Source organism: Limnohabitans sp. Bal53, from assembly GCF_003063355.1.
GTDB lineage: Bacteria > Pseudomonadota > Gammaproteobacteria > Burkholderiales > Burkholderiaceae_C > Limnohabitans_A.
In genome coordinates this window covers 896,341-914,164 of sequence record NZ_NESH01000001.1, presented here as the reverse complement: position 1 = coordinate 914,164, position 17,824 = coordinate 896,341, and the positions used below count along the sequence as shown (strand labels likewise).

The window sequence follows — 17,824 nt, the reverse complement described above, 5'->3', positions numbered from 1 at the left end:
CATGCATTTTCGCTGTTTTTTGGAGGCAAAACGGCCCGCAAGGGGTGCAAATCACCTAAAACCGAGGTGCGTGATGGGTTCATGGCGACTTAGCCCTTGAGAGACTGTTCCAGAACATGCAATTGTTGGTTCAGTTCGGTCAGCTGCTGGCGTTCGGCGCTGATTTTGCGCACGGCGTGCAGTACGGTGGTGTGGTCGCGCCCGCCAAACAACTCGCCGATCTCCGGCAAGCTCTTTTGGGTCATTTCCTTGGCCAAGTACATGGCAATCTGACGCGGGCGGGCGATGCTGGCCGGGCGCTTCTTGCTGTACATGTCCGCCACTTTGATCTTGTAGTAGTCGGCCACCGTTTTCTGGATGTTCTCGACACTGATTTGGCGATTCTGGATGGACAGCAGGTCGCGCAAGGCGTCGCGGGCGAGCTGGATGGAGATGTCTTTTTGGTTAAAGCGCGAGTAGGCCAGGATTTTGCGCAGTGCGCCTTCAAGTTCGCGCACGTTAGAGCGCACGTTCTTGGCCACAAAAAATGCCACGTCCTCGGGCATTTCGCTGCCCTCGCTGATGGCTTTGTTGATCAAAATGGCCACCCGCATCTCGAGTTCGGGCGGCTCCATGGCCACCGTCAGGCCCGAATCAAAGCGCGACACCAGGCGCTCGTGGATGTCGGCCAAGCCCTTCGGATAGGTGTCGCTGGTCATCACGATGTGTGATTTTTTGGCCAGCAGGGCCTCAAAGGCGTTGAAGAATTCTTCTTGCGTGCGGTCCTTGTTGGCGAAGAACTGGACATCGTCGATCAGCAGCAAATCGAGCGAGTGGTAGTGGTGTTTGAACTCGTCAAAAGTCTTGCGTTGGTAAGCTTTAACCACATCCGACACAAACTGTTCAGCATGGATGTACAAAACCTTGGCCTCGGGGCGGTCGGCCAGCAGCTTGTTGCCGATGGCGTGCATGAGGTGGGTCTTGCCCAAACCCACGCCACCGTAGATGAACAAGGGGTTGTAAAGCTGCCCCGGCGAGCCCGAGACGTGCATGGCCGCTGCACGCGCCATGCGGTTGGCCGTGCCTTCGACCAGGTTGTCAAAATTCAAGGCGCTATTGAGTCGACTGCGGAAGGAGTTAGTGATTACTTCTTCAGGCGCAATGGGGGCTTCGGTTGCCGTCTCCATCGATGAGGGTGTGGATGCTTTTGCAGGTCTGATGCCGCTTTCACGAGGAGTGATTGCTAACTCAATTTTGACGGGGTGGCCTTGCAGGTTTTCCAGCAAAGCGGCCAGACGGCTGGCGTATTGGGCGCGAACCCAGTCGAGTTTGAAGCGGTTGGCAACAAACAAAGTGACGCTTTGCTGGTCGTCCGAGACCTGTGCGCTGAGCGGTTTGATCCAGGTGTTGAACTGCTGCTCGGGCAGTTCGCGGGCGAGCTCTTCGACGCAGGCTTGCCACAGCGATTGGCCTGCATCCATCTGAAATTCTGGGGTGATTCCCTCGGGCATGTAGTACTTTTTATTGTGGACAGTGGGGGTCTGGGACGGCTGGATGTGGGGCTTTATCAAGAGCTTATCCACATGCCGATTCGGGTCGGGAGGGCGATCATAAACCACATCGATCCGATTGACCCCCGGGCTCACCCTGATGGAAGAAAATACAGTTCATTTGCCGGGCTTGCGAAAGTTTGCGATAATCTTGGGTTTCGCCCAAAGCTGATTCATGGCCCCGGGCACAAAGGAAGAGTTATGAAACGCACCTACCAACCATCCAAGACACGTCGCGCCCGTACCCACGGCTTTCTGGTTCGCATGAAGACCCGTGGCGGTCGCGCCGTGATCAATGCACGTCGCGCCAAGGGCCGCAAGCGTCTGGCCGTCTAATACAGGCGCCTTGATGCCCATTCGACCGTCTGGCTGTGGCCCGAGGCCACTGTGGGCGGTCAATGCCGGGGTTTGGCCATCGTGCAGCGTTTGAAAACACGCCCACAATTTCAGGCCGCCTTGGCGGGTGGCACGGTCTCGCGGACGGCGCATTTTGCGCTGCACCGCCTGAGCTTGGTTCAGCCCGAAGACACCTCATTGGCACAGACCGAAAAGAACGGGCCTGCACCCTCATCGGAGCAGGCCCTTTTTGGCTTGTTCGATGTCTGGCTGGGGGCCATGGTGCCCAAACGCTGGGCGCGTCGCGCCGTCACGCGCAATGCCATCAAGCGTCAGATTTACAACGTGAGCGAGCACTTTGTGGATCGCTTGCCTGTGGCCGCGCATGTGGTGCGCCTGCGCACGACCTTCGACCGCAAGCAGTTCATCAGCGCCACTTCCGAGCCCCTGAAGCTGGCCGTGCGCGAAGAGTTGCTGCAGTTGTTCGAGCGTGCCGTGCGCCAAGAGGTGCGGTCATGATCGTTCAGCGTTTGCTCATGGGTGTGGTGCGCGGCTACCGCCTGCTGCTGAGCCCTTGGCTGGGCTCGTCTTGTCGCTTCGAGCCCACCTGTTCGGCCTATGCCTTGGAGGCCCTTGCGCAGCATGGCGCGGCCAAGGGTGGCTACCTCACGGTGCACCGCCTGGTGAGATGCGGTCCGTGGTGCCAGGGTGGCCATGACCCCGTTCCCGCGCAAGCCCCGCGCTTGTTCACTGCTTTGTTTTCCCCTACTTCCTCAAAGAAGACCCCATGACTGATATTCGTCGCACCATCCTTTGGGTGATTTTTGGTTTTTCCCTGGTCTTGTTGTGGGACCAATGGCAGCTGTACAACGGCAACAAGGCCACGTTTTTCCCCAAGCCCGAAGTGGCCGCTACCGCGTCTGCGCCTGCAGCCGCTGCCAGCGCCAACGGCGTGCCTGCTACCTCAGCGGCCGTGACGGCCACGCCAGGCCAGGTGCCCACCTCGGCACCTGCGGCCTTGGCCGCCCCGCGCGAGAAGATCGAGGTGGAAACCGATGTGCTCAAACTCAGCTTTGACTCCGAAGGCGGCTCCTTGGTGCGCACCGAATTCACCCGGCACCGCGACTTCGTCGATTCGAACAAAAACATGGTCTTGCTGGACCAAAGCAGCAGCCGTGTGTACATGGCCCAGACGGGTCTGATCGGCGGTGATTTCCCGACCCACAAAGCCCCCATGAGCTTCAGCGGCGAGCGCAGCCTCAAGGACGGACAGAACGAGTTGAATCTGCGTTTCGAATCGGCCGAGATGAATGGCGTCAAGCTGGTCAAGACCTACACGCTCAAGCGCGGCAGTTACGTGATCGACGTGAAGCACGAAGTGGTCAACAACGGCCAGTCCAGTGTGTCGCCTCAGCTGTACATGCAACTGGTGCGTGACGGCAACAAGCCCGAGGGCGAGTCGTCCTTCTACTCCACCTTTACCGGCCCGGCGATTTACACCGATGCCAAGAAGTACAACAAGGTGGATTTCGAGGATATCGAGAAAAACAAGGCCGAGATCGACAAGACATCGACCAATGGTTATGTGGCCATGGTGCAGCACTACTTCGCCAGCGCCTGGTTGTTGGCCGATGGTGTGCCGCGCGAAAACTTTGTGCGCAAAGTCGACACCAACCTGTATGCCGTGGGCATGATCACCCCTGTGGCCGATCTGGCTCCGGGCCAGTCCAAAACCGTGAGCAACCAGCTCTACAGCGGCCCGCAAGAAGAAAAAGTGCTCGAAGCCTTGACGCCAGGTCTGGACTTGGTCAAAGACTACGGCTGGTTGGCCATGTTGTCCAAGCCTTTGTACTGGCTGCTGGACCAACTGCACAGCGTGCTGCAAAACTGGGGCTGGTCCATTGTGGCCTTGGTGCTCTTGCTCAAGATCGGTTTTTACTGGCTCAACGCCAAGGCATATTCGAGCATGGCCAAGATGAAGGCCATCAACCCCCGCATCATGGAAATGCGCGAGCGCCTGAAAAACAACCCGCAGCAGATGCAGCAGGAGATGATGAAGATCTACCGCGAGGAAAAGGTCAACCCCATGGGTGGCTGCTTCCCCATCATGATCCAGATCCCGGTGTTCATTGCCCTGTACTGGGTGCTCTTGTCCAGCGTCGAGATGCGCAATGCGCCCTGGATCGGCTGGATCCACGACCTCTCGGCACCTGATCCGTTCTTCATCTTGCCTCTGGTCATGACCTCGACCACCTTGCTGCAGACCGCGCTCAACCCCGCGCCACCAGACCCGATGCAAGCCAAGTTGATGTGGCTCATGCCGCTGATCTTCTCGGTGATGTTCTTCTTCTTTCCAGCGGGCCTGGTGCTGTACTGGATCACGAACAACATCTTGTCGATCGCCCAGCAGTGGATGATCAACACCCGCATGGGCGTGCCGCCGCAGTTCAATCTGCCCAAGTTCAAGTAAACCGTCTTGACCCAAAAGGCCGCGAAAGCGGCCTTTTTTTGCTTCACACCCACTGACACCATGCTCGCCAGACACCAAGAACCCATCGTCGCCATCGCCACCGCACCCGGTCGCGGTGCTGTGGGCATCGTGCGGGTGTCGGGTCAAAATCTGTCATCGCTGATTCAGGCGCTGTGCGGGCGGCCATTGAAGCCGCGTGAAGCCACCTACCTGCCTTTTTCAGATGCCGATGGCAGCCCCATCGACCACGGGTTGGCGCTGCACTTTGTGGCCCCGCATTCGTTCACAGGCGAAGACGTACTGGAATTGCAGGCGCACGGTGGCCCGGTGGTCTTGCAGTTGCTGGTGGCGCGCTGCATGCAAGCGGCTGCCGAAGTGGATCCGGCCACAGACAAGCCCCTTTTGCCGGGTCTGCGCGTGGCGCAGCCGGGCGAGTTTTCTGAACGCGCTTTTTTGAACGACAAGATCGACTTGGCCCAAGCCGAGGCGATTGCCGACCTGATCGACGCCAGCACCGAGGCTGCTGCACGCAGCGCGAGCCGGTCTTTGGCCGGAGACTTCTCGAAAGAAATCCATGGGCTGCGCGATGCCCTGATTCACCTGCGGATGCTGGTGGAGGCCACGCTGGACTTCCCGGAAGAAGAAATTGACTTTTTGCAAAAGGCCGATGCGCAGGGGCAGTTGACGCGCCTGCAAGCCGCACTGCAGACCGTGTTGGGCAAAGCCCGGCAAGGTGCATTGCTGCGCGAAGGCATCAAGGTCGTGATTGCGGGCCAACCCAATGCGGGCAAGAGTTCGCTGCTCAACGCGCTGGCCGGGGCCGAGCTCGCCATCGTCACGCCCATTGCAGGCACCACCCGCGATGTGGTGCAGCAGACCATTCAGATTGAAGGCGTGCCGCTGCATGTGATCGACACCGCCGGGCTGCGCGAAGGCGAGGGTGTGGACGAGGTGGAGCAAATCGGCATTGCCCGCGCTTGGGGCCAGATTGAAGGGGCCGACGCGGTGCTGTTTTTGCACGACCTCACACGCGTGGGCCAAACCGATTACGACAGCGCAGATGCCGACATTGCCGCCGCCCTGCAAAGCCGTTTGCCCGCCAGTGTGGCGGTGATCGATGTGTGGAACAAAGCCGACGCCGCACAGGTTTCGGGGGAGCGCTCTGGCTTGACGCTTTCGGCCCGAACCGGTGAAGGTCTGCAAGCCTTGCGCCAGCAACTGTTGCAACAAGCCGGTTGGCAACAAGCCAGCGAAGGCTTGTTCATCGCCCGAGAGCGGCATGTGCAGGCGCTGCACCGGGTGCGTGAGCATTTGGACATGGCCGACGCCCATTTGGCAGCGCAAGCGCAAAACCTCGACCTGTTGGCCGAAGAGTTGCGCCTGGGCCAAAACGCGCTCAACGAGATCACGGGCGAATTCAGCGCCGACGATTTGCTGGGCGTGATTTTTTCGAGTTTTTGCATCGGTAAGTAGGCGCTCACCCCTTGGGCGATGGACGCGGCCCATGGGTTCAAAAAGACGTTTCATGAATGGCAGGGCGGGTGATTGGGGAAAGCCCCCAAAAGGTCACGCCTGTGACTATCTGTCCGGGGCCATAGGCACAAGATAGGCCTTTTGCCGAGCCCCTTGACCATGACCACCGACAACCCGCCCAGCCTGAGCCCCGAACAAGACGCGTATTTGCGCGAACGCTCGGACTGGATGGGCGCATATCTGGTGTTGCACGCTTGGGGCGTGATCGCCTTGGCCATGGCGTTTTTCATTGCCTGGCCCAACCCTTTGAGCTTCATCGTCGCCGTGGTCGTCATTGGCGGCAGGCAGCTGGGCTTGGCGATTTTGATGCACGACGCGGCGCACCGCGCCTTGTTCAAAAACACGCGGCTCAATGACACGCTGGGCGCATTTTTGTGCGGCTGGCCTGTGGGAGCCAGCCTCACGCTCTACCGGCCTTACCACCTGAGCCACCACCGCCATACACAGCAAGCCGAAGATCCCGACCTGATTTTGTCGGCCCCTTTCCCGATCACGAAGCAAAGCTTTTGGCGCAAGATGCGGCGCGATATTTTGGGCATCACCGGCTACCAAAGGCGCATGGCGTTTTTCCGCATGGAAATGGGCAGCAGCCCCAGCCGCTTGCAGCGCGTGAAGAACCTTTTCGCTGCAGAAAAATACTTTTTCTTGAGCAACCTGGCCATCTTCGCGGTCACGGCCGCAGCGGGTGTGTGGTGGGCCTACTTTGCGCTTTGGCTGCTGCCTTTGTTGACTTGGTACCAAGTCATCAGCCGAGTGCGCAACATCGCCGAGCACGCGGTGGTGGGCGACAACAACGACCGCCTGCGCAACACCCGCACCACCATGGCGAACTGGGGTATGCGCATGGTGCTGGCCCCTTACTGGGTCAACTACCACCTGGAGCACCACCTGTTTGTGTTCACCCCCTGCTGGAAGCTGCCTGCAGCGCACCGCATGCTGATCGCGCAAGGCTTTGGGCCACGGATGGAGCTGGCCCCTGGCTACTTGGCGGTGCTGCGCCAAGCCACCGCCAAAAACCAGGACGGTCCGGGCACGCCTGCTGGCGAGCTACGCAAAACAGCGGCCATGATTTGAGGCGCACAGCCTCATGACATGCTTCCCAACCCGACAGGCAAGGGCCGGTACACAGGCAGCTTGCCGGAAAGCTTGAACCGACATGAACATCGCCCTTTGGCTGGCACGCAGCGCCGATCGTTATCCGCATCAAGCGGCCATCGCGCATGGCACCGAGCTCTGGTGCGACTACGCCGAATTTGCCCGCCGCGCCGCACGCACGGCACATTGGTTGCACAGCCAAGGTGTGCAATCCGGCGACAGGGTCATGCTCTTCATACACAACGCGCCCGAATACCTGCCCCTGATGTGGGGCATTTGGTGGTGTGGTGCTGTGGCTGTGCCGGTGAACGCCAAGTTGCACGAACGCGAAGCGGCCTGGATTGCCGGGCACAGCCAGGCGCGTTTGGCGCTGGTGGATGCGGAACGCGCCAGTGGCTTGAAGCAAGCCTTGAGCGAACGCCAGGCCACCACCCAGGTGCACGCTGACCACGCTTTCATGCTGCAAGGCGATAGCCCGCAGTTGGCTTTGCAATCCCGTGAAGACGACGACCCAGCCTGGCTGTTTTACACCAGTGGCACCACCGGCAAACCCAAGGGCGTGGTGCTGTGCGCCCGCCAGTTGTGCGGCAGCACGCTGGCGTATTTTGGCTCAGTGCAGTCGGTGCAGCGCGGCGACACCATGCTGCACCCCGCGCCACTCTCGCACGGCGGCGGCATGTACCACCTGCCCTATGTGCTGAACGCGGGCTTGAACGTGGTGCCCCGCTCGCATGGCTTTGACCCGCACGAAGCCCTGGCGCTGGCCGCTCACTGGCAGCAGGCCTCTTTTTTTGCAGCGCCCACCATGGTGCGGCGGCTGGTGGATGCAGCACGCACTTTGCCCGAGCGCCCGCAAGGCTTGGCCACCATCGTCTATGGCGGTGGCCCCATGTACCTGGCCGACATCGAAGAAGCCCTGCAAGTCATCGGGCCTCACTTTGCGCAGATCTACGGGCAAGGCGAATGCCCAATGACCATCAGCGTCTTGCCCAAGGGCGATGTACTGGACACCGACCACCCGCGCTGGCGCGAGCGCCTGGCCTCGGTGGGCCACGCACAAGCCATGGTCGAATTGAGGATTTGCGATGAAGCTGGCGCTGAACTGCCCGCGGGTGAAGTGGGCGAAATTTGCGTGCGCAGCGAGTTGGTCATGGCCGGCTATTGGCGCGACCCCGAGGCCACAGCCAAAACCATTCGCAACGGCTGGTTGCAGACTGGCGATGTGGGTCGCCTGGACGCGGACGGTTACCTGAGCCTTCTGGACCGATCCAAAGACATGGTGATCAGCGGTGGCACCAACATTTACCCGCGTGAAGTCGAAGAAGCGCTGCTGACGCACCCGCAAGTGGCCGAGGTTTCGGTGATTGGCCGGCCTGACCCCGAGTGGGGCGAGGTGGTGGTGGCCTTTGTGGTGTGCCGTGAAGCCTTGAGTGTGGCCGAGCTGGACGCGCACTGCCTGGCCCAAGTGGCACGCTTCAAGCGCCCCAAGCACTACCACCTGGTGCAGAGCTTGCCCAAGAACAATTACGGCAAAGTGCTGAAAACCGAGTTGCGCAAGCAGGATGCACAAACCCTCAAATGAAGCGGCTCCCTGTGACAGCGCTATGAAAACCTGATGGTTCCAAAGGTGTTTGCCCCAGCAGCAGACATTTGCGGGACAAACCCAAGACCTCATCAAAGTTCAAAGGATTTATCGCCGTCGATGGCGTTAACTTGCAGGTCAAGCGCGGACAAATTCACGCGCTCATCGGACCCCATGGTGCGGGCAAGACAATGGTCTTCAATTTGTTGTCCAAATTTCAGCCACCTTTCCTAACCTCACTGTGGTGAAAAACGTGCGCATTGAGTTGCAACTCAGCGCGAGCTTGTCCATGCATGTTGTCGCCCGAAAAAGCGCTGTCTCAACTCAGCCAAATTCAGCGGCACGAGGAGCGGATCAACAACGCGCAGCCGATAGAAGGGATATCGAGCATCAATGAACTGCAAGCGCGGGTGCTGAAGCGTTTGATCATCAAAAAACCGACGCAAGACGCCCAGATGACCCTCGTGTAGTGGCTTTTTGAAGCTGGCCTTAAATGAAACAACAACTGACGTCAGTTGGTGTCGAATTCTGGTGTTCTGGCCCTTGGGATCGGTGCCAGACAGTGTTGTCGATATTTGCTCGATCCAAAGCCGCTGCATCGCCAACACCAACAGCGGCGCGTCTGTGCAACTTCGCAGCGACAAACAAACCCTCAACAAGGGGGTGTGGCCAACGGCCAATTGGCAAGCACTGACCATTGATGAAATGCCGTTCCCCTGTTAAGTATCAGGCAAAGCCTTGATCGTAGCGCTGTTCAGTGCAGAAAGTCACGAGGCCCAAGGAGTGCGGGCCGAGCGTGGTAACTTCGGCGCGCATTGATCCTTCAGGCGATGCGGCTGGTTGATGCCGTCATGATTTCAGCGGCCAAAGCGATCAAGGACCGGTCGGACCCGCGTGGTCCCATCAACGAGAGGCCCAGCGGTGCTCCATCGCGACTGGCCATTGGCAGGCTGATTTGCGGCAAGCCGCTCAAACCTGAAACGCACAACATGCGGATCGCCCGATTGCGGTAGTCCTCAATTGCGCTCTCACTTGTGGTTTTGAGTGGCGCGATATCGGGCATGCTGGGCAGCATCAAGACCCCATCGTGGCCGAGCAGTTGTTCAATGTGGGCCGTGAACAGTTCACGGAACTCCGACGCTGAGCGGGCTTGTTCGGTTGTGACAGTGGCAGACCAATGCATGCGCTCGGCCACCGCATGGCCCATGGTGGGGGCGTATTGGGTGATGAAGGACCCCCAGCTTTGCCAAGCTTCTTGCCCTTGCAAATAGCGAAAGGCCCAATACATTTTTTCAATGTCTTCAAGCGCGACTTGCACGGGCAGGTCTGCGCCGAGCACGTCATTGACCCTTTGCTTGGCCTTGTCCAAAGCGTCCAAAGCCTGCACAGTGGCGAGTGACCAAAGGTCGGTGGGCGACATCAAGCGTAGCCGTGCAGGCAAGGGCTTGTTGTCAGGTCCCAAAAGCACGTCACCGACACGCGCAAACATTTGAATGTCACGGGCAAACCAGCCGCAGGTGTCAAAACTCGGGGCCAAGGGCAGGCCTTCGGCCAAGCTGACCCGGCCATGCGTTGGGCGCAGGCCCGTCAAGCCACAGTGGCTGGCTGGCGCACGCACAGAGCCGCCGGTATCTGTGCCCAGCGCAAAGTCCACCATGCCATTGGAGACGGCCGATGCCGAACCAGAAGAAGAGCCGCCCGCAATCCTCGTTGGTGCCGCGCCGTTGCGTGGCGCGCCGTAGTGAGCGTTGTCGCCCGTCATGGAAAAGGCGAACTCGTCGCACACTGTTTTGCCCGCCATGGTGGCGCCAGCGTCCAGCAGTTGTTGCACCACAGGCGCTGTTTTTGTCTGAAGACCGAGCAAAGCGGCCAGCACGGGCTGCCCCATGCTGGTAGGGTAGCCGGCCACATGGAACAGATCTTTCACCCCAAAGCGTGAACCGGCAAGAGGACCGTCTTTGGCTGAGTCGGACGGCACCGCAGGATAAGGCATGAATGCATGGGGGTCGTGCTGGGCCATGATGGCTTCCTTTCATTGGCGATTGTTTTGAGCGATCGCAGTGGCTTTAACCCTTGCTGGGATTGATCAAAAATTTGGTCGCTGTGGCTCGCTTGTTGTAAGTCGCTATTTGAGCAAGGTCCACTACATCGCTGAGGCTGATTTCACGGGCGTAATGGCTGGAAAAGGTGGTGGTGAGCTCGTCCATGACGCGTTGGCGCAAGGCGCGGTTGGTGTCTTCGCCCAGCTGCTCCAAGTAAGGAAAAACCAGCCAGCCACCGACACCCCAAGCCATGCCATAGCTGCGGGTGATTTCTGTCGGGCGCATGTCCAGGTTGCCGTACAAATACACCTGCTTTTTCACGGAAGAACCGTAACGGCTGTAAGTCGTGGCCTGGCGACTCAGTGCCGCTTCCATGGCCATGAGGATTTGGTTGGCCAAAGTGCCGCCGCCAGTGGCGTCAAAGCCCAAAGTGGCCCCCGTGGCAACGAGTGCTTCGGTCAGATCCGACATGAAGCTGGGTGCGCTGCTGTCACAGATGTGGCGTGCCCCAAGGCCTTGGAGCAAGGCGGCCTGGGAGGGTTTGCGCACGATGTTGACCAGCTCTATGCCGTCGGCCTGACAGATTTTGTTGAGCATTTGCCCCAGGTTGGATGCCGCTGCAGTGTGCACCAGCGCACGATGGCCCTCACGCTTCATGGTCTCGACAAAGCCCAAGGCGGTCAACGGGTTCACAAAGCAAGACGCCCCTTGCGCAGGCGTGGCTCCATCAGGCAGCACCATGCATTGGACGGCTTTGACCAAGCGGTATTGGGCGTACATGCCCCCAGCAATCACCGTCACGGTTTTTCCGAGGAGCGCCTGCGCGGCAGCATCGCTTCCCGCAGCTACAACGCGGCCTGCGCCCTCGTTGCCTACAGGCATGGCTTGGTTCATGCGACCTGCCATGGCTTTCAGCGCGGACGCGGAGACCGGTGCTTCTATGCCGGTTTGTCCCGGCAAAGCACAAGCCTGCCCCATGTCAGCGGGTCCAAACAGCAAGCCAATATCTGACGGGTTGAGTGGCGTTGCTTGGACTTCAATCACCACCTCGTCAGCAGCTGGCGCAGACAGCGTCTGGGGTCTGACGACAACAGCCAACGTGCCGTTATCACGAACGGTGGAGATCAACTGCAAACCTACTAGGGGCGTCGTCATGGCAGATCTTTCAGTCAGTGGTGAACATGTTATTTAAGCCAACAAGGACTAGGCAGCTCAGTTTAGGGATGATGCCTTTTTGAACGTGCCGCGAAGGTGACCGCAACGTCCAAAGCAAGACAGGACAAGTAGCGCCTACATGACACCTTATTGGTGTTTAACCTAGGATGACAATTGAAATCGGCACCTACACTTTTCAGAATGAGCCACTTTGTTGCTCGCAAGGAGATTCTGATTTGGTTGTCGATGAAACAAATACCTTGCTACAGGTCAAGGGAATCACTGTTCGATTTGGCGGTATCACGGCATTGGATAACGTCAGCTTTAACCTGCCCAAAGACAAGGTCTGTGGTTTGATCGGCCCCAACGGGGCAGGAAAAACAACCTTGTTCAATTGCCTGAGCCGTCTGTACGACTACCAAGAGGGTGACTTGTTGTTTGATGGACGGTCCATCACACAAACCCCAGTTCACGAAATGGCCAACACCGGTATTGGCCGCACCTTTCAAAATTTGGCCATGTTCAAAACCATGAGCGTTCAAGAGAACATCATGGTGGGTGCGCACAGCAAATCCAAGACGGGCTTTTGGGGTGGTATGTGGCCAACCGCCAAGACACGGGCAGAGGAAACCGATCTCAAAAAACGTGCAGACGAGCTCATTGACCGCCTGAAGCTGAAAGACGTTGCACATCGGCCCGTCGGCGACTTGCCCTTCGGCTTTCAAAAGCGGGTGGAGTTTGCGCGTGCTCTCGCCTCCCAGCCTCGTTTGCTCTTGCTGGACGAGCCAGCTGCGGGACTCAACCACGAAGAACTCAGCGATCTGGCCGATTTGATCAAGCTGGTGCGCGATGAAATGGGCATCAGTGTTTTGCTTGTCGAACACCATATGCACTTGGTGATGAACGTCTCTGATTGGATTGTGGCGCTGAACTTTGGTCGAAAGATTGCCGAAGGCACACCGGAACAAATTCAAAAACACCCTGAAGTGATCCGCGCATATTTGGGAGGGGCGTGAGCATGAATTTGTTAGAAGTGAAAAACCTCAACGCCTGGTACGGTGTAACTCAGGCTTTGTTCAACGTCAGCTTTGACCTTAAACAAGGCGGCATCACCACCATTTTGGGGGCCAATGGTGCAGGCAAAACAACCACTCTGCGCAGCATGTGTCAGACGGTCAAGACCTCGGGTGATGTGGTGTTCGTGGGCAAAACGATTGGTGGACTGGCCACCGACAAAATTGTCCGCATGGGTATGGCGCACGTCCCGGATGGGCGTGGCACCTTCACGGGGCTTACGGTCGAAGAAAATTTGCGCTTGGGTGCTTACACGCGTAAAGACAAGGATGCCGTCGGTCAAGACATGGAGAAGATTTTTGAACGCTTCCCCCGACTGAAGGAACGTCTGTACCAACAAGCGGGCACATTGTCGGGAGGTGAGCAGCAAATGCTGGCGATCAGCCGTGCCTTGATGCTCAGGCCGAAACTGCTTTTACTGGACGAGCCCTCTTTCGGCCTGGCACCACTGATCGTTCAAGAGATATTTGAAATCATGCGCAACATCAACAAAACCGATGGTGTGAGCATGTTGCTGGTCGAGCAAAACGCGTCTTTGGCGCTGAACCTTGCTGACCACGCCTACCTTTTAGAAACTGGGAATGTGGTGTTGTCCGGCCCAGCCGAAGACATCCGAGCAGACGAGTCTGTTCGCCGCACCTATCTCGGTTATTGAGCATCAAGGATCACATCGATGGACGGCTTTATTCTTCAAATATTCTCAGGCTTGGCCAACGGCAGCATCTATGCGGCCGTGGGTTTGGCGCTGGTGATGATTTACCAGTCAACGCACCACATCAACTTTGCACAAGGAGAGATGGCCACGTTTGCGACCTTCATTGCATGGTCGCTCATTGAAAATGGCATGTCTTATTGGCTGGCATTTTTGCTGACGGTCGGCATCGCATTTGTGGGTGGACTCGTTGTGCAACGGGTTTTTATCCGCCCCGTCGAGCGCGCCCCAGTGCTCAACAACGTGATTGTTTTTGTTGGCTTGCTGGTGATTTTCAACGCCATGTCGGGTTGGATTTTTGACCACACGGTGAAGGCCTTTGCCAGCCCGTTTCCGACGAAGAGCGCTGTGTTCCCACAGTACATCTCTGGCCACCAACTGGGTTCACTGGGCGTCACCTTGGCGGTGCTGCTGGTGGTCTACCTGTTTTTCCGTTACACCCCCATTGGCCTGGCCATGCGGGCGGCCGCGCAGAACCCTGATTCTGCGAGCTTGGTCGGTATCCGTGTCTCGTGGATGCTGGCTTTGGGCTGGGGGCTGGCATCGGCGATCGGGTCCGTCGCCGGCATGATGATGGCACCCGTGATGTTCCTTGACCCTAATTTGATGGCGGGAATTTTGCTCTATGGCTTTGCAGCCGCACTGTTGGGTGGTATCGACAATCCGTGGGGCGCTGTGATCGGCGGCTTCATCGTGGGTGTGCTTGAAAACATTTTGGGGGCCTACGTCATCGGCTCCGATCTCAAGCTCACTGTCGCTTTGGTGCTCATTGTGGGCACACTTACCCTCAAACCCAACGGTTTATTTGGCCGAAGAGTCGTTACACGCGTCTAAGCGCCAAAGGAAAACTTTATGAAGATTCGCACGCTCATCACCATTGCCGTGGGTCTGTTGGTCCTGGTTTTACCCTGGGTCTTGACGGATTTCCGCGTCTTCCAACTCAACCTCATGATCATTTACGCGATTGCGGTGCTGGGGCTCAATCTGCTGACGGGATACGGAGGCCAAATCTCCCTAGGCCATGGTGCTTTCTATGCCATTGGCGCCTACACCGCTGCGGTGCTGATGGACCAAGCGAGCTTTTCGCCTTATGCCACGATTCCCGTTGCCGCTGTGGTGTGTTTTATCTCGGGTGTTTTGATGGGATTTCCTGCCTTGCGGTTGGGTGGCCACTACCTTGCTCTGGCCACCTTTGCATTGGCTATGGCTGTGCCTCAGTTGCTCAAATACAAAGGGATCGAAGCCTACACGGGTGGTGTACAAGGCATTGTTCTGAGCAAGCCTGAGCCTCTGTTTGAAATGGAATTTTTGGGCCAGCCCTTGTCAGAAGACCGCTGGATGTATTACTTCGTTTTGATCGTCGCGGTGTTGATGTTCTGGCTTGCCAACAACCTCATCAAAGGACGTATCGGTCGCGCCATTGTGGCCATTCGTGATCAGCCCATCGCCGCCAGCGCCTTGGGTGTGCAATTGGCAACTGTGAAAACTCTGACATTTGGGGTTTCAGCCGCTTACACAGGCGTTGCCGGTGCCTTGGGGGCAATCGCGGTGGCCTATGTGGCCCCTGATAGCTTTCATTCTTTTTTATCCATTTCGTTCCTCGTGGGTGCGGTTGTGGGTGGTTTGGGGTCGATTCCGGGCGCATTGTTCGGCGCGGCATTTATCCAATTCATCCCCAACGTCGCCGATGAGATTTCGAAGTCCGCGCCATGGGCTGTCTATGGCGCGATTCTCATAGCACTCATCTATGTTGCTCCTGGCGGCGTGATGGGCATGCTCAACAAACTGAAAAAAGGAGACGCTAAATGAACCGCAAATTGAAACTGCTTAGCCTTGCGGCAAGTCTTGCATTGAGCCTGTCTGGCACGCACGCCTTGGCCGCAGGCAAGTATGGCCCTGGGGCCAACGACAAAGAAGTGAAGGTCGGCAACATGGTGCCCTACTCCGGCGGTGCATCGGCTTACGGCAACATTGGCAAGGCCTTGACCGCCTACTTCAAAGGCATCAACGAAGCTGGCGGCATCAACGGACGCCAAATCAACTTCATCTCCTTGGATGATGCCTACTCTCCTCCAAAAACAGTGGAGCAAGCACGCAAATTGGTGGAGCAAGAACAGGTGCTGTTCATCACCGCGCCCTTGGGTACGCCGCCCAATAGCGCCATTCACAAATACATGAACCAGAAAAAAGTTCCGCAGCTTTTTGTGAACACCGGCGCCCACAAATGGGGTGACCCTAAAAATTTCCCATGGACCATGGGGTTGCAGCCTGACTATCAGGTCGAGGGCAAAATCTATGCAGATCACATCTTGAAGAACAACCCCAACGCCAAAATCGCGATTCTGTATCAGAACGACGACTACGGCAAAGATTACGTCAAGGGTATGGAGGATGGTCTGGGGGCCAAAAAAGGGATGATCGTCTCCAAGGCCAGTTACGAAACGACAGACCCCACCGTGAGCAACCAGATGGTGACTTTGAAGTCGTCTGGCGCAGACACCTTCTTCAACGTGACCACACCCAAGTGGGCTGCTCAAGCGATCAAGATTGCAGCGGAATTGGGCTGGAAGCCCACCCACTACCTCAACTCGGTCTCGTCCTCGGTGGGCTCAGTGATGATTCCCGCTGGTGCTGAGAATGGCATTGGCGTGATTTCGTCCAACTACTTCAAAGACCCCGCTGACCCACTCTGGGCCAACGACAAAGGCTTCCTTGAGTACAAGGCTTGGTTGGAAAAGAACATGCCTGGGGCGAACATCACAGAAGGCTTCTACGTCTCTGGCTACATCCACGCTGCGGCAACTGCGCAAGTCATTCGGCAAGCTGGTGATGACCTCACACGTGCCAACATCATGAAGCAAGCCGCCAATTTGAAGAACTTTGAAAATGGCATGCTGTTGCCTGGTGTCAAGTTGAACACCTCACCCACTGACTTCTACCCTGTAGAGAACAAGCAGCTGATGAAGTGGAACGGCAAATCGTGGGAAATGTTTGGCGAAGTTTTGGGACCTAAATAATCTCGGCCTTAACGCCTGCGTTCCAAACGCATCCCAAAACCGCCAGCTCTGCCTGGCGGTTTTTTTACGGGCAGTCAAGCTGTTCAGCGCATGAAGTTTTTCACGTAATCTGCGCCCAAGCCCACGTCCTCAAAGTGGGCGCGGTACTTGTCGATGCGTGTGAACACATCGTCGTAACCGGTGGCATTGCCTTGGGTGTCCACGTACATCAAAGCACCGTGCACGGTGAACATCGTCACCATGTCCTGGCAATCGTCGGGCACCACCAGGGTGTGGGTCTCGCCCGGAGGCTCGAACACATAGCTGCCTTCTTCGGCCACCCAGTCGTGCTCCAGATACAGCCATTTGCCGCGCAGCACATGCGCGTGCACCATGCCGGAATGGCGGTGGCGCTGCAGCAGGCCCGAGCGCTTGACTTTGAGCAGGTGCACATAAAAGCCACCTGTCACGTTCAGGTGCAGCGGGCGCGACCAGATGCCGGGGGCGACAGGTGCCCACAGGCGCTCATCTTCAGTCTGCACGTCGTGCACCACCATGTCGGGGGCCATGCCCCAAGGCTGGGGTTTGGCATAAGGCACGCGGTCGTCAGCGGCCGCTGGAGGGGTGTGGTTTGAGCTCATGAGGCGGTCCTGGGCCAAGTGGAAAGGATCCAGCTTATGCCGGGTCGATTGACTTGTCAGCGCCGGGGGTGACAGCGGGCCGCAGGTGTGCCTTGAACCCTCAATGCCCTTCGAAAGACACCAGTGTGAACAGCTTCAAGCCTGTGGCCTGAATCCGATCCGACCCGCCCAGTTCCGGCAAATCGACGATGGCAGCACCTTCGATGACCGACGCGCCCAGCTTTTCGAGCAGCTTTTTGCCCGCCATCATGGTGCCGCCTGTGGCGATCAGGTCGTCGATCAGCAGCACGCGCTGGCCGGGCTTGACGGCGTCGGTGTGCAGCTCCACGGTGGCGCTGCCGTATTCCAGCTCGTAGGTTTCTTCCACTGTGGTGAAGGGCAGCTTGCCTTTTTTGCGGATGGGTACAAAACCCAGCCCCAATTCGTAGGCCACGACCGAGCCCAATATGAACCCCCGTGCATCCAGACCTGCGACCACGTCAGGCCGCAAAGCCGGATGCATGTAGCGGTGCACAAAGGCATCGATCAGCACGCGGAACACACGCGGGTCTTGCAAGAGCGGTGTGATGTCGCGAAACTGCACCCCCGGTGCAGGCCAATCGGGCACGGTGCGGATGTGGCTTTTCAAATAATCGTTGACGTTCAAATCGTCCATGCCA

Annotated in this window: 19 protein-coding genes and 1 pseudogene; 15 read left to right on the top strand and 5 right to left on the bottom strand. The window is 57.9% G+C overall.

What is annotated here, in order from left to right; genetic code table 11:
* Positions 1-89 precede the first annotated feature (89 nt).
* Positions 90-1,490: a chromosomal replication initiator protein DnaA gene (gene dnaA, locus B9Z50_RS04410; protein ID WP_233249748.1), complete on the bottom strand. Its 1,401-nt coding sequence runs from the start codon at positions 1,488-1,490 to the stop codon at positions 90-92.
* A 240-nt stretch (positions 1,491-1,730) separates the two neighbouring features.
* Here dnaA and rpmH point away from each other — a divergent pair, with 240 nt between their 5' ends.
* The 10 genes and pseudogenes from rpmH to B9Z50_RS04365 all read left to right on the top strand — a co-directional run bounded on the left by rpmH (position 1,731) and on the right by B9Z50_RS04365 (position 9,268).
* On the top strand, positions 1,731-1,865 hold the full coding sequence (rpmH, locus tag B9Z50_RS04405) for a 50S ribosomal protein L34 (RefSeq protein WP_005798102.1): 135 nt from the start codon (positions 1,731-1,733) through the stop codon (positions 1,863-1,865).
* A gap of 81 nt (positions 1,866-1,946) precedes the next feature.
* Positions 1,947-2,384 (top strand): ribonuclease P protein component, encoded by a 438-nt coding sequence (locus tag B9Z50_RS04400; RefSeq protein WP_108362588.1) that lies wholly within the window; start codon positions 1,947-1,949, stop codon positions 2,382-2,384.
* Entirely contained in the window at positions 2,381-2,656 is a 276-nt protein-coding gene (gene yidD / locus B9Z50_RS04395; RefSeq protein ID WP_108362379.1) for a membrane protein insertion efficiency factor YidD, read from the top strand. The genes B9Z50_RS04400 and yidD overlap by 4 nt, the downstream gene beginning before the upstream one ends.
* Entirely contained in the window at positions 2,653-4,335 is a 1,683-nt protein-coding gene (gene yidC / locus B9Z50_RS04390; protein ID WP_108362378.1) for a membrane protein insertase YidC, read from the top strand. Before yidD ends, yidC begins: the two co-directional genes overlap by 4 nt.
* A 60-nt stretch (positions 4,336-4,395) precedes the next feature.
* Positions 4,396-5,808 carry a tRNA uridine-5-carboxymethylaminomethyl(34) synthesis GTPase MnmE gene (mnmE, locus tag B9Z50_RS04385; protein WP_108362587.1) on the top strand — a complete coding sequence of 471 codons (1,413 nt, stop codon included), beginning with the start codon at positions 4,396-4,398 and terminating at the stop codon, positions 5,806-5,808.
* 159 nt (positions 5,809-5,967) lie between these two features.
* The gene (locus B9Z50_RS04380) at positions 5,968-6,942 is read left to right on the top strand and encodes a fatty acid desaturase family protein (RefSeq protein WP_108362377.1); all 975 of its coding nucleotides are present in this window, start codon (positions 5,968-5,970) and stop codon (positions 6,940-6,942) included.
* An 82-nt stretch (positions 6,943-7,024) separates the two neighbouring features.
* Positions 7,025-8,545: an AMP-binding protein gene (locus B9Z50_RS04375; RefSeq protein WP_108362376.1), complete on the top strand. Its 1,521-nt coding sequence runs from the start codon at positions 7,025-7,027 to the stop codon at positions 8,543-8,545.
* Between the two features lie 68 nt (positions 8,546-8,613).
* A pseudogene (locus B9Z50_RS17890) lies at positions 8,614-8,772 on the top strand (ATP-binding cassette domain-containing protein); the annotation flags it as partial.
* A gap of 66 nt (positions 8,773-8,838) precedes the next feature.
* On the top strand, positions 8,839-9,015 hold the full coding sequence (locus tag B9Z50_RS17885; protein ID WP_233249772.1) for a hypothetical protein: 177 nt from the start codon (positions 8,839-8,841) through the stop codon (positions 9,013-9,015).
* A 7-nt stretch (positions 9,016-9,022) separates the two neighbouring features.
* On the top strand, positions 9,023-9,268 hold the full coding sequence (locus B9Z50_RS04365; RefSeq protein ID WP_146183159.1) for a hypothetical protein: 246 nt from the start codon (positions 9,023-9,025) through the stop codon (positions 9,266-9,268).
* A gap of 100 nt (positions 9,269-9,368) precedes the next feature.
* Here the strand turns inward: B9Z50_RS04365 and B9Z50_RS04360 are convergent, their stop codons facing one another.
* A complete protein-coding gene (locus B9Z50_RS04360) occupies positions 9,369-10,565 on the bottom strand; it encodes an amidase (protein WP_108362374.1) in 1,197 nt (398 codons plus the stop codon).
* A 46-nt stretch (positions 10,566-10,611) separates the two neighbouring features.
* A complete protein-coding gene (locus B9Z50_RS04355; RefSeq protein ID WP_108362373.1) occupies positions 10,612-11,742 on the bottom strand; it encodes a zinc-binding dehydrogenase in 1,131 nt (376 codons plus the stop codon).
* Between the two features lie 236 nt (positions 11,743-11,978).
* On the opposite strand from B9Z50_RS04355, the gene B9Z50_RS04350 reads away from it, so the two are divergent.
* The 5 genes from B9Z50_RS04350 (at position 11,979) to B9Z50_RS04330 (ending at position 16,545) form a co-directional block, all read left to right on the top strand.
* Positions 11,979-12,758 carry an ABC transporter ATP-binding protein gene (locus B9Z50_RS04350; protein WP_233249747.1) on the top strand — a complete coding sequence of 260 codons (780 nt, stop codon included), beginning with the start codon at positions 11,979-11,981 and terminating at the stop codon, positions 12,756-12,758.
* A 2-nt stretch (positions 12,759-12,760) separates the two neighbouring features.
* The gene (locus tag B9Z50_RS04345) at positions 12,761-13,471 is read left to right on the top strand and encodes an ABC transporter ATP-binding protein (RefSeq protein ID WP_108362371.1); all 711 of its coding nucleotides are present in this window, start codon (positions 12,761-12,763) and stop codon (positions 13,469-13,471) included.
* Between the two features lie 18 nt (positions 13,472-13,489).
* Complete coding sequence (locus tag B9Z50_RS04340; RefSeq protein ID WP_108362370.1) at positions 13,490-14,362, top strand: branched-chain amino acid ABC transporter permease; 873 nt, start codon at positions 13,490-13,492, stop codon at positions 14,360-14,362.
* Between the two features lie 114 nt (positions 14,363-14,476).
* Positions 14,477-15,337: a branched-chain amino acid ABC transporter permease gene (locus B9Z50_RS04335; protein WP_233249746.1), complete on the top strand. Its 861-nt coding sequence runs from the start codon at positions 14,477-14,479 to the stop codon at positions 15,335-15,337.
* Positions 15,334-16,545 (top strand): ABC transporter substrate-binding protein, encoded by a 1,212-nt coding sequence (locus B9Z50_RS04330; RefSeq protein WP_108362368.1) that lies wholly within the window; start codon positions 15,334-15,336, stop codon positions 16,543-16,545. The genes B9Z50_RS04335 and B9Z50_RS04330 overlap by 4 nt, the downstream gene beginning before the upstream one ends.
* 83 nt (positions 16,546-16,628) lie before the next feature.
* Here B9Z50_RS04330 and B9Z50_RS04325 read toward each other — a convergent pair whose 3' ends face one another.
* Both B9Z50_RS04325 and B9Z50_RS04320 read right to left on the bottom strand, forming a co-directional pair.
* Positions 16,629-17,165: a 2,4'-dihydroxyacetophenone dioxygenase family protein gene (locus B9Z50_RS04325; RefSeq protein WP_108362367.1), complete on the bottom strand. Its 537-nt coding sequence runs from the start codon at positions 17,163-17,165 to the stop codon at positions 16,629-16,631.
* A gap of 100 nt (positions 17,166-17,265) precedes the next feature.
* Positions 17,266-17,820 (bottom strand): adenine phosphoribosyltransferase, encoded by a 555-nt coding sequence (locus B9Z50_RS04320; RefSeq protein WP_108362366.1) that lies wholly within the window; start codon positions 17,818-17,820, stop codon positions 17,266-17,268.
* Positions 17,821-17,824: the final 4 nt, after the last annotated feature.

What these genes read in the sequence shown, in the direction of transcription:
- B9Z50_RS04380 (WP_108362377.1), top strand. Translation starts at nt 5,968, where the DNA reads ATGACCACCGACAACCCGCCCAGCCTGAGCCCCGAACAAGACGCGTAT.
- B9Z50_RS04355 (WP_108362373.1), bottom strand. Translation starts at nt 11,742, where the DNA reads ATGACGACGCCCCTAGTAGGTTTGCAGTTGATCTCCACCGTTCGTGAT.
- B9Z50_RS17885 (WP_233249772.1), top strand. Translation starts at nt 8,839, where the DNA reads ATGTTGTCGCCCGAAAAAGCGCTGTCTCAACTCAGCCAAATTCAGCGG.
- yidC (WP_108362378.1), top strand. Translation starts at nt 2,653, where the DNA reads ATGACTGATATTCGTCGCACCATCCTTTGGGTGATTTTTGGTTTTTCC.
- dnaA (WP_233249748.1), bottom strand. Translation starts at nt 1,490, where the DNA reads ATGCCCGAGGGAATCACCCCAGAATTTCAGATGGATGCAGGCCAATCG.
- B9Z50_RS04325 (WP_108362367.1), bottom strand. Translation starts at nt 17,165, where the DNA reads ATGAGCTCAAACCACACCCCTCCAGCGGCCGCTGACGACCGCGTGCCT.
- B9Z50_RS04335 (WP_233249746.1), top strand. Translation starts at nt 14,477, where the DNA reads ATGATCATTTACGCGATTGCGGTGCTGGGGCTCAATCTGCTGACGGGA.
- rpmH (WP_005798102.1), top strand. Translation starts at nt 1,731, where the DNA reads ATGAAACGCACCTACCAACCATCCAAGACACGTCGCGCCCGTACCCAC.
- B9Z50_RS04320 (WP_108362366.1), bottom strand. Translation starts at nt 17,820, where the DNA reads ATGGACGATTTGAACGTCAACGATTATTTGAAAAGCCACATCCGCACC.
- B9Z50_RS04330 (WP_108362368.1), top strand. Translation starts at nt 15,334, where the DNA reads ATGAACCGCAAATTGAAACTGCTTAGCCTTGCGGCAAGTCTTGCATTG.
- B9Z50_RS04360 (WP_108362374.1), bottom strand. Translation starts at nt 10,565, where the DNA reads ATGGCCCAGCACGACCCCCATGCATTCATGCCTTATCCTGCGGTGCCG.
- mnmE (WP_108362587.1), top strand. Translation starts at nt 4,396, where the DNA reads ATGCTCGCCAGACACCAAGAACCCATCGTCGCCATCGCCACCGCACCC.
- B9Z50_RS04375 (WP_108362376.1), top strand. Translation starts at nt 7,025, where the DNA reads ATGAACATCGCCCTTTGGCTGGCACGCAGCGCCGATCGTTATCCGCAT.
- B9Z50_RS04345 (WP_108362371.1), top strand. Translation starts at nt 12,761, where the DNA reads ATGAATTTGTTAGAAGTGAAAAACCTCAACGCCTGGTACGGTGTAACT.
- B9Z50_RS04340 (WP_108362370.1), top strand. Translation starts at nt 13,490, where the DNA reads ATGGACGGCTTTATTCTTCAAATATTCTCAGGCTTGGCCAACGGCAGC.
- yidD (WP_108362379.1), top strand. Translation starts at nt 2,381, where the DNA reads ATGATCGTTCAGCGTTTGCTCATGGGTGTGGTGCGCGGCTACCGCCTG.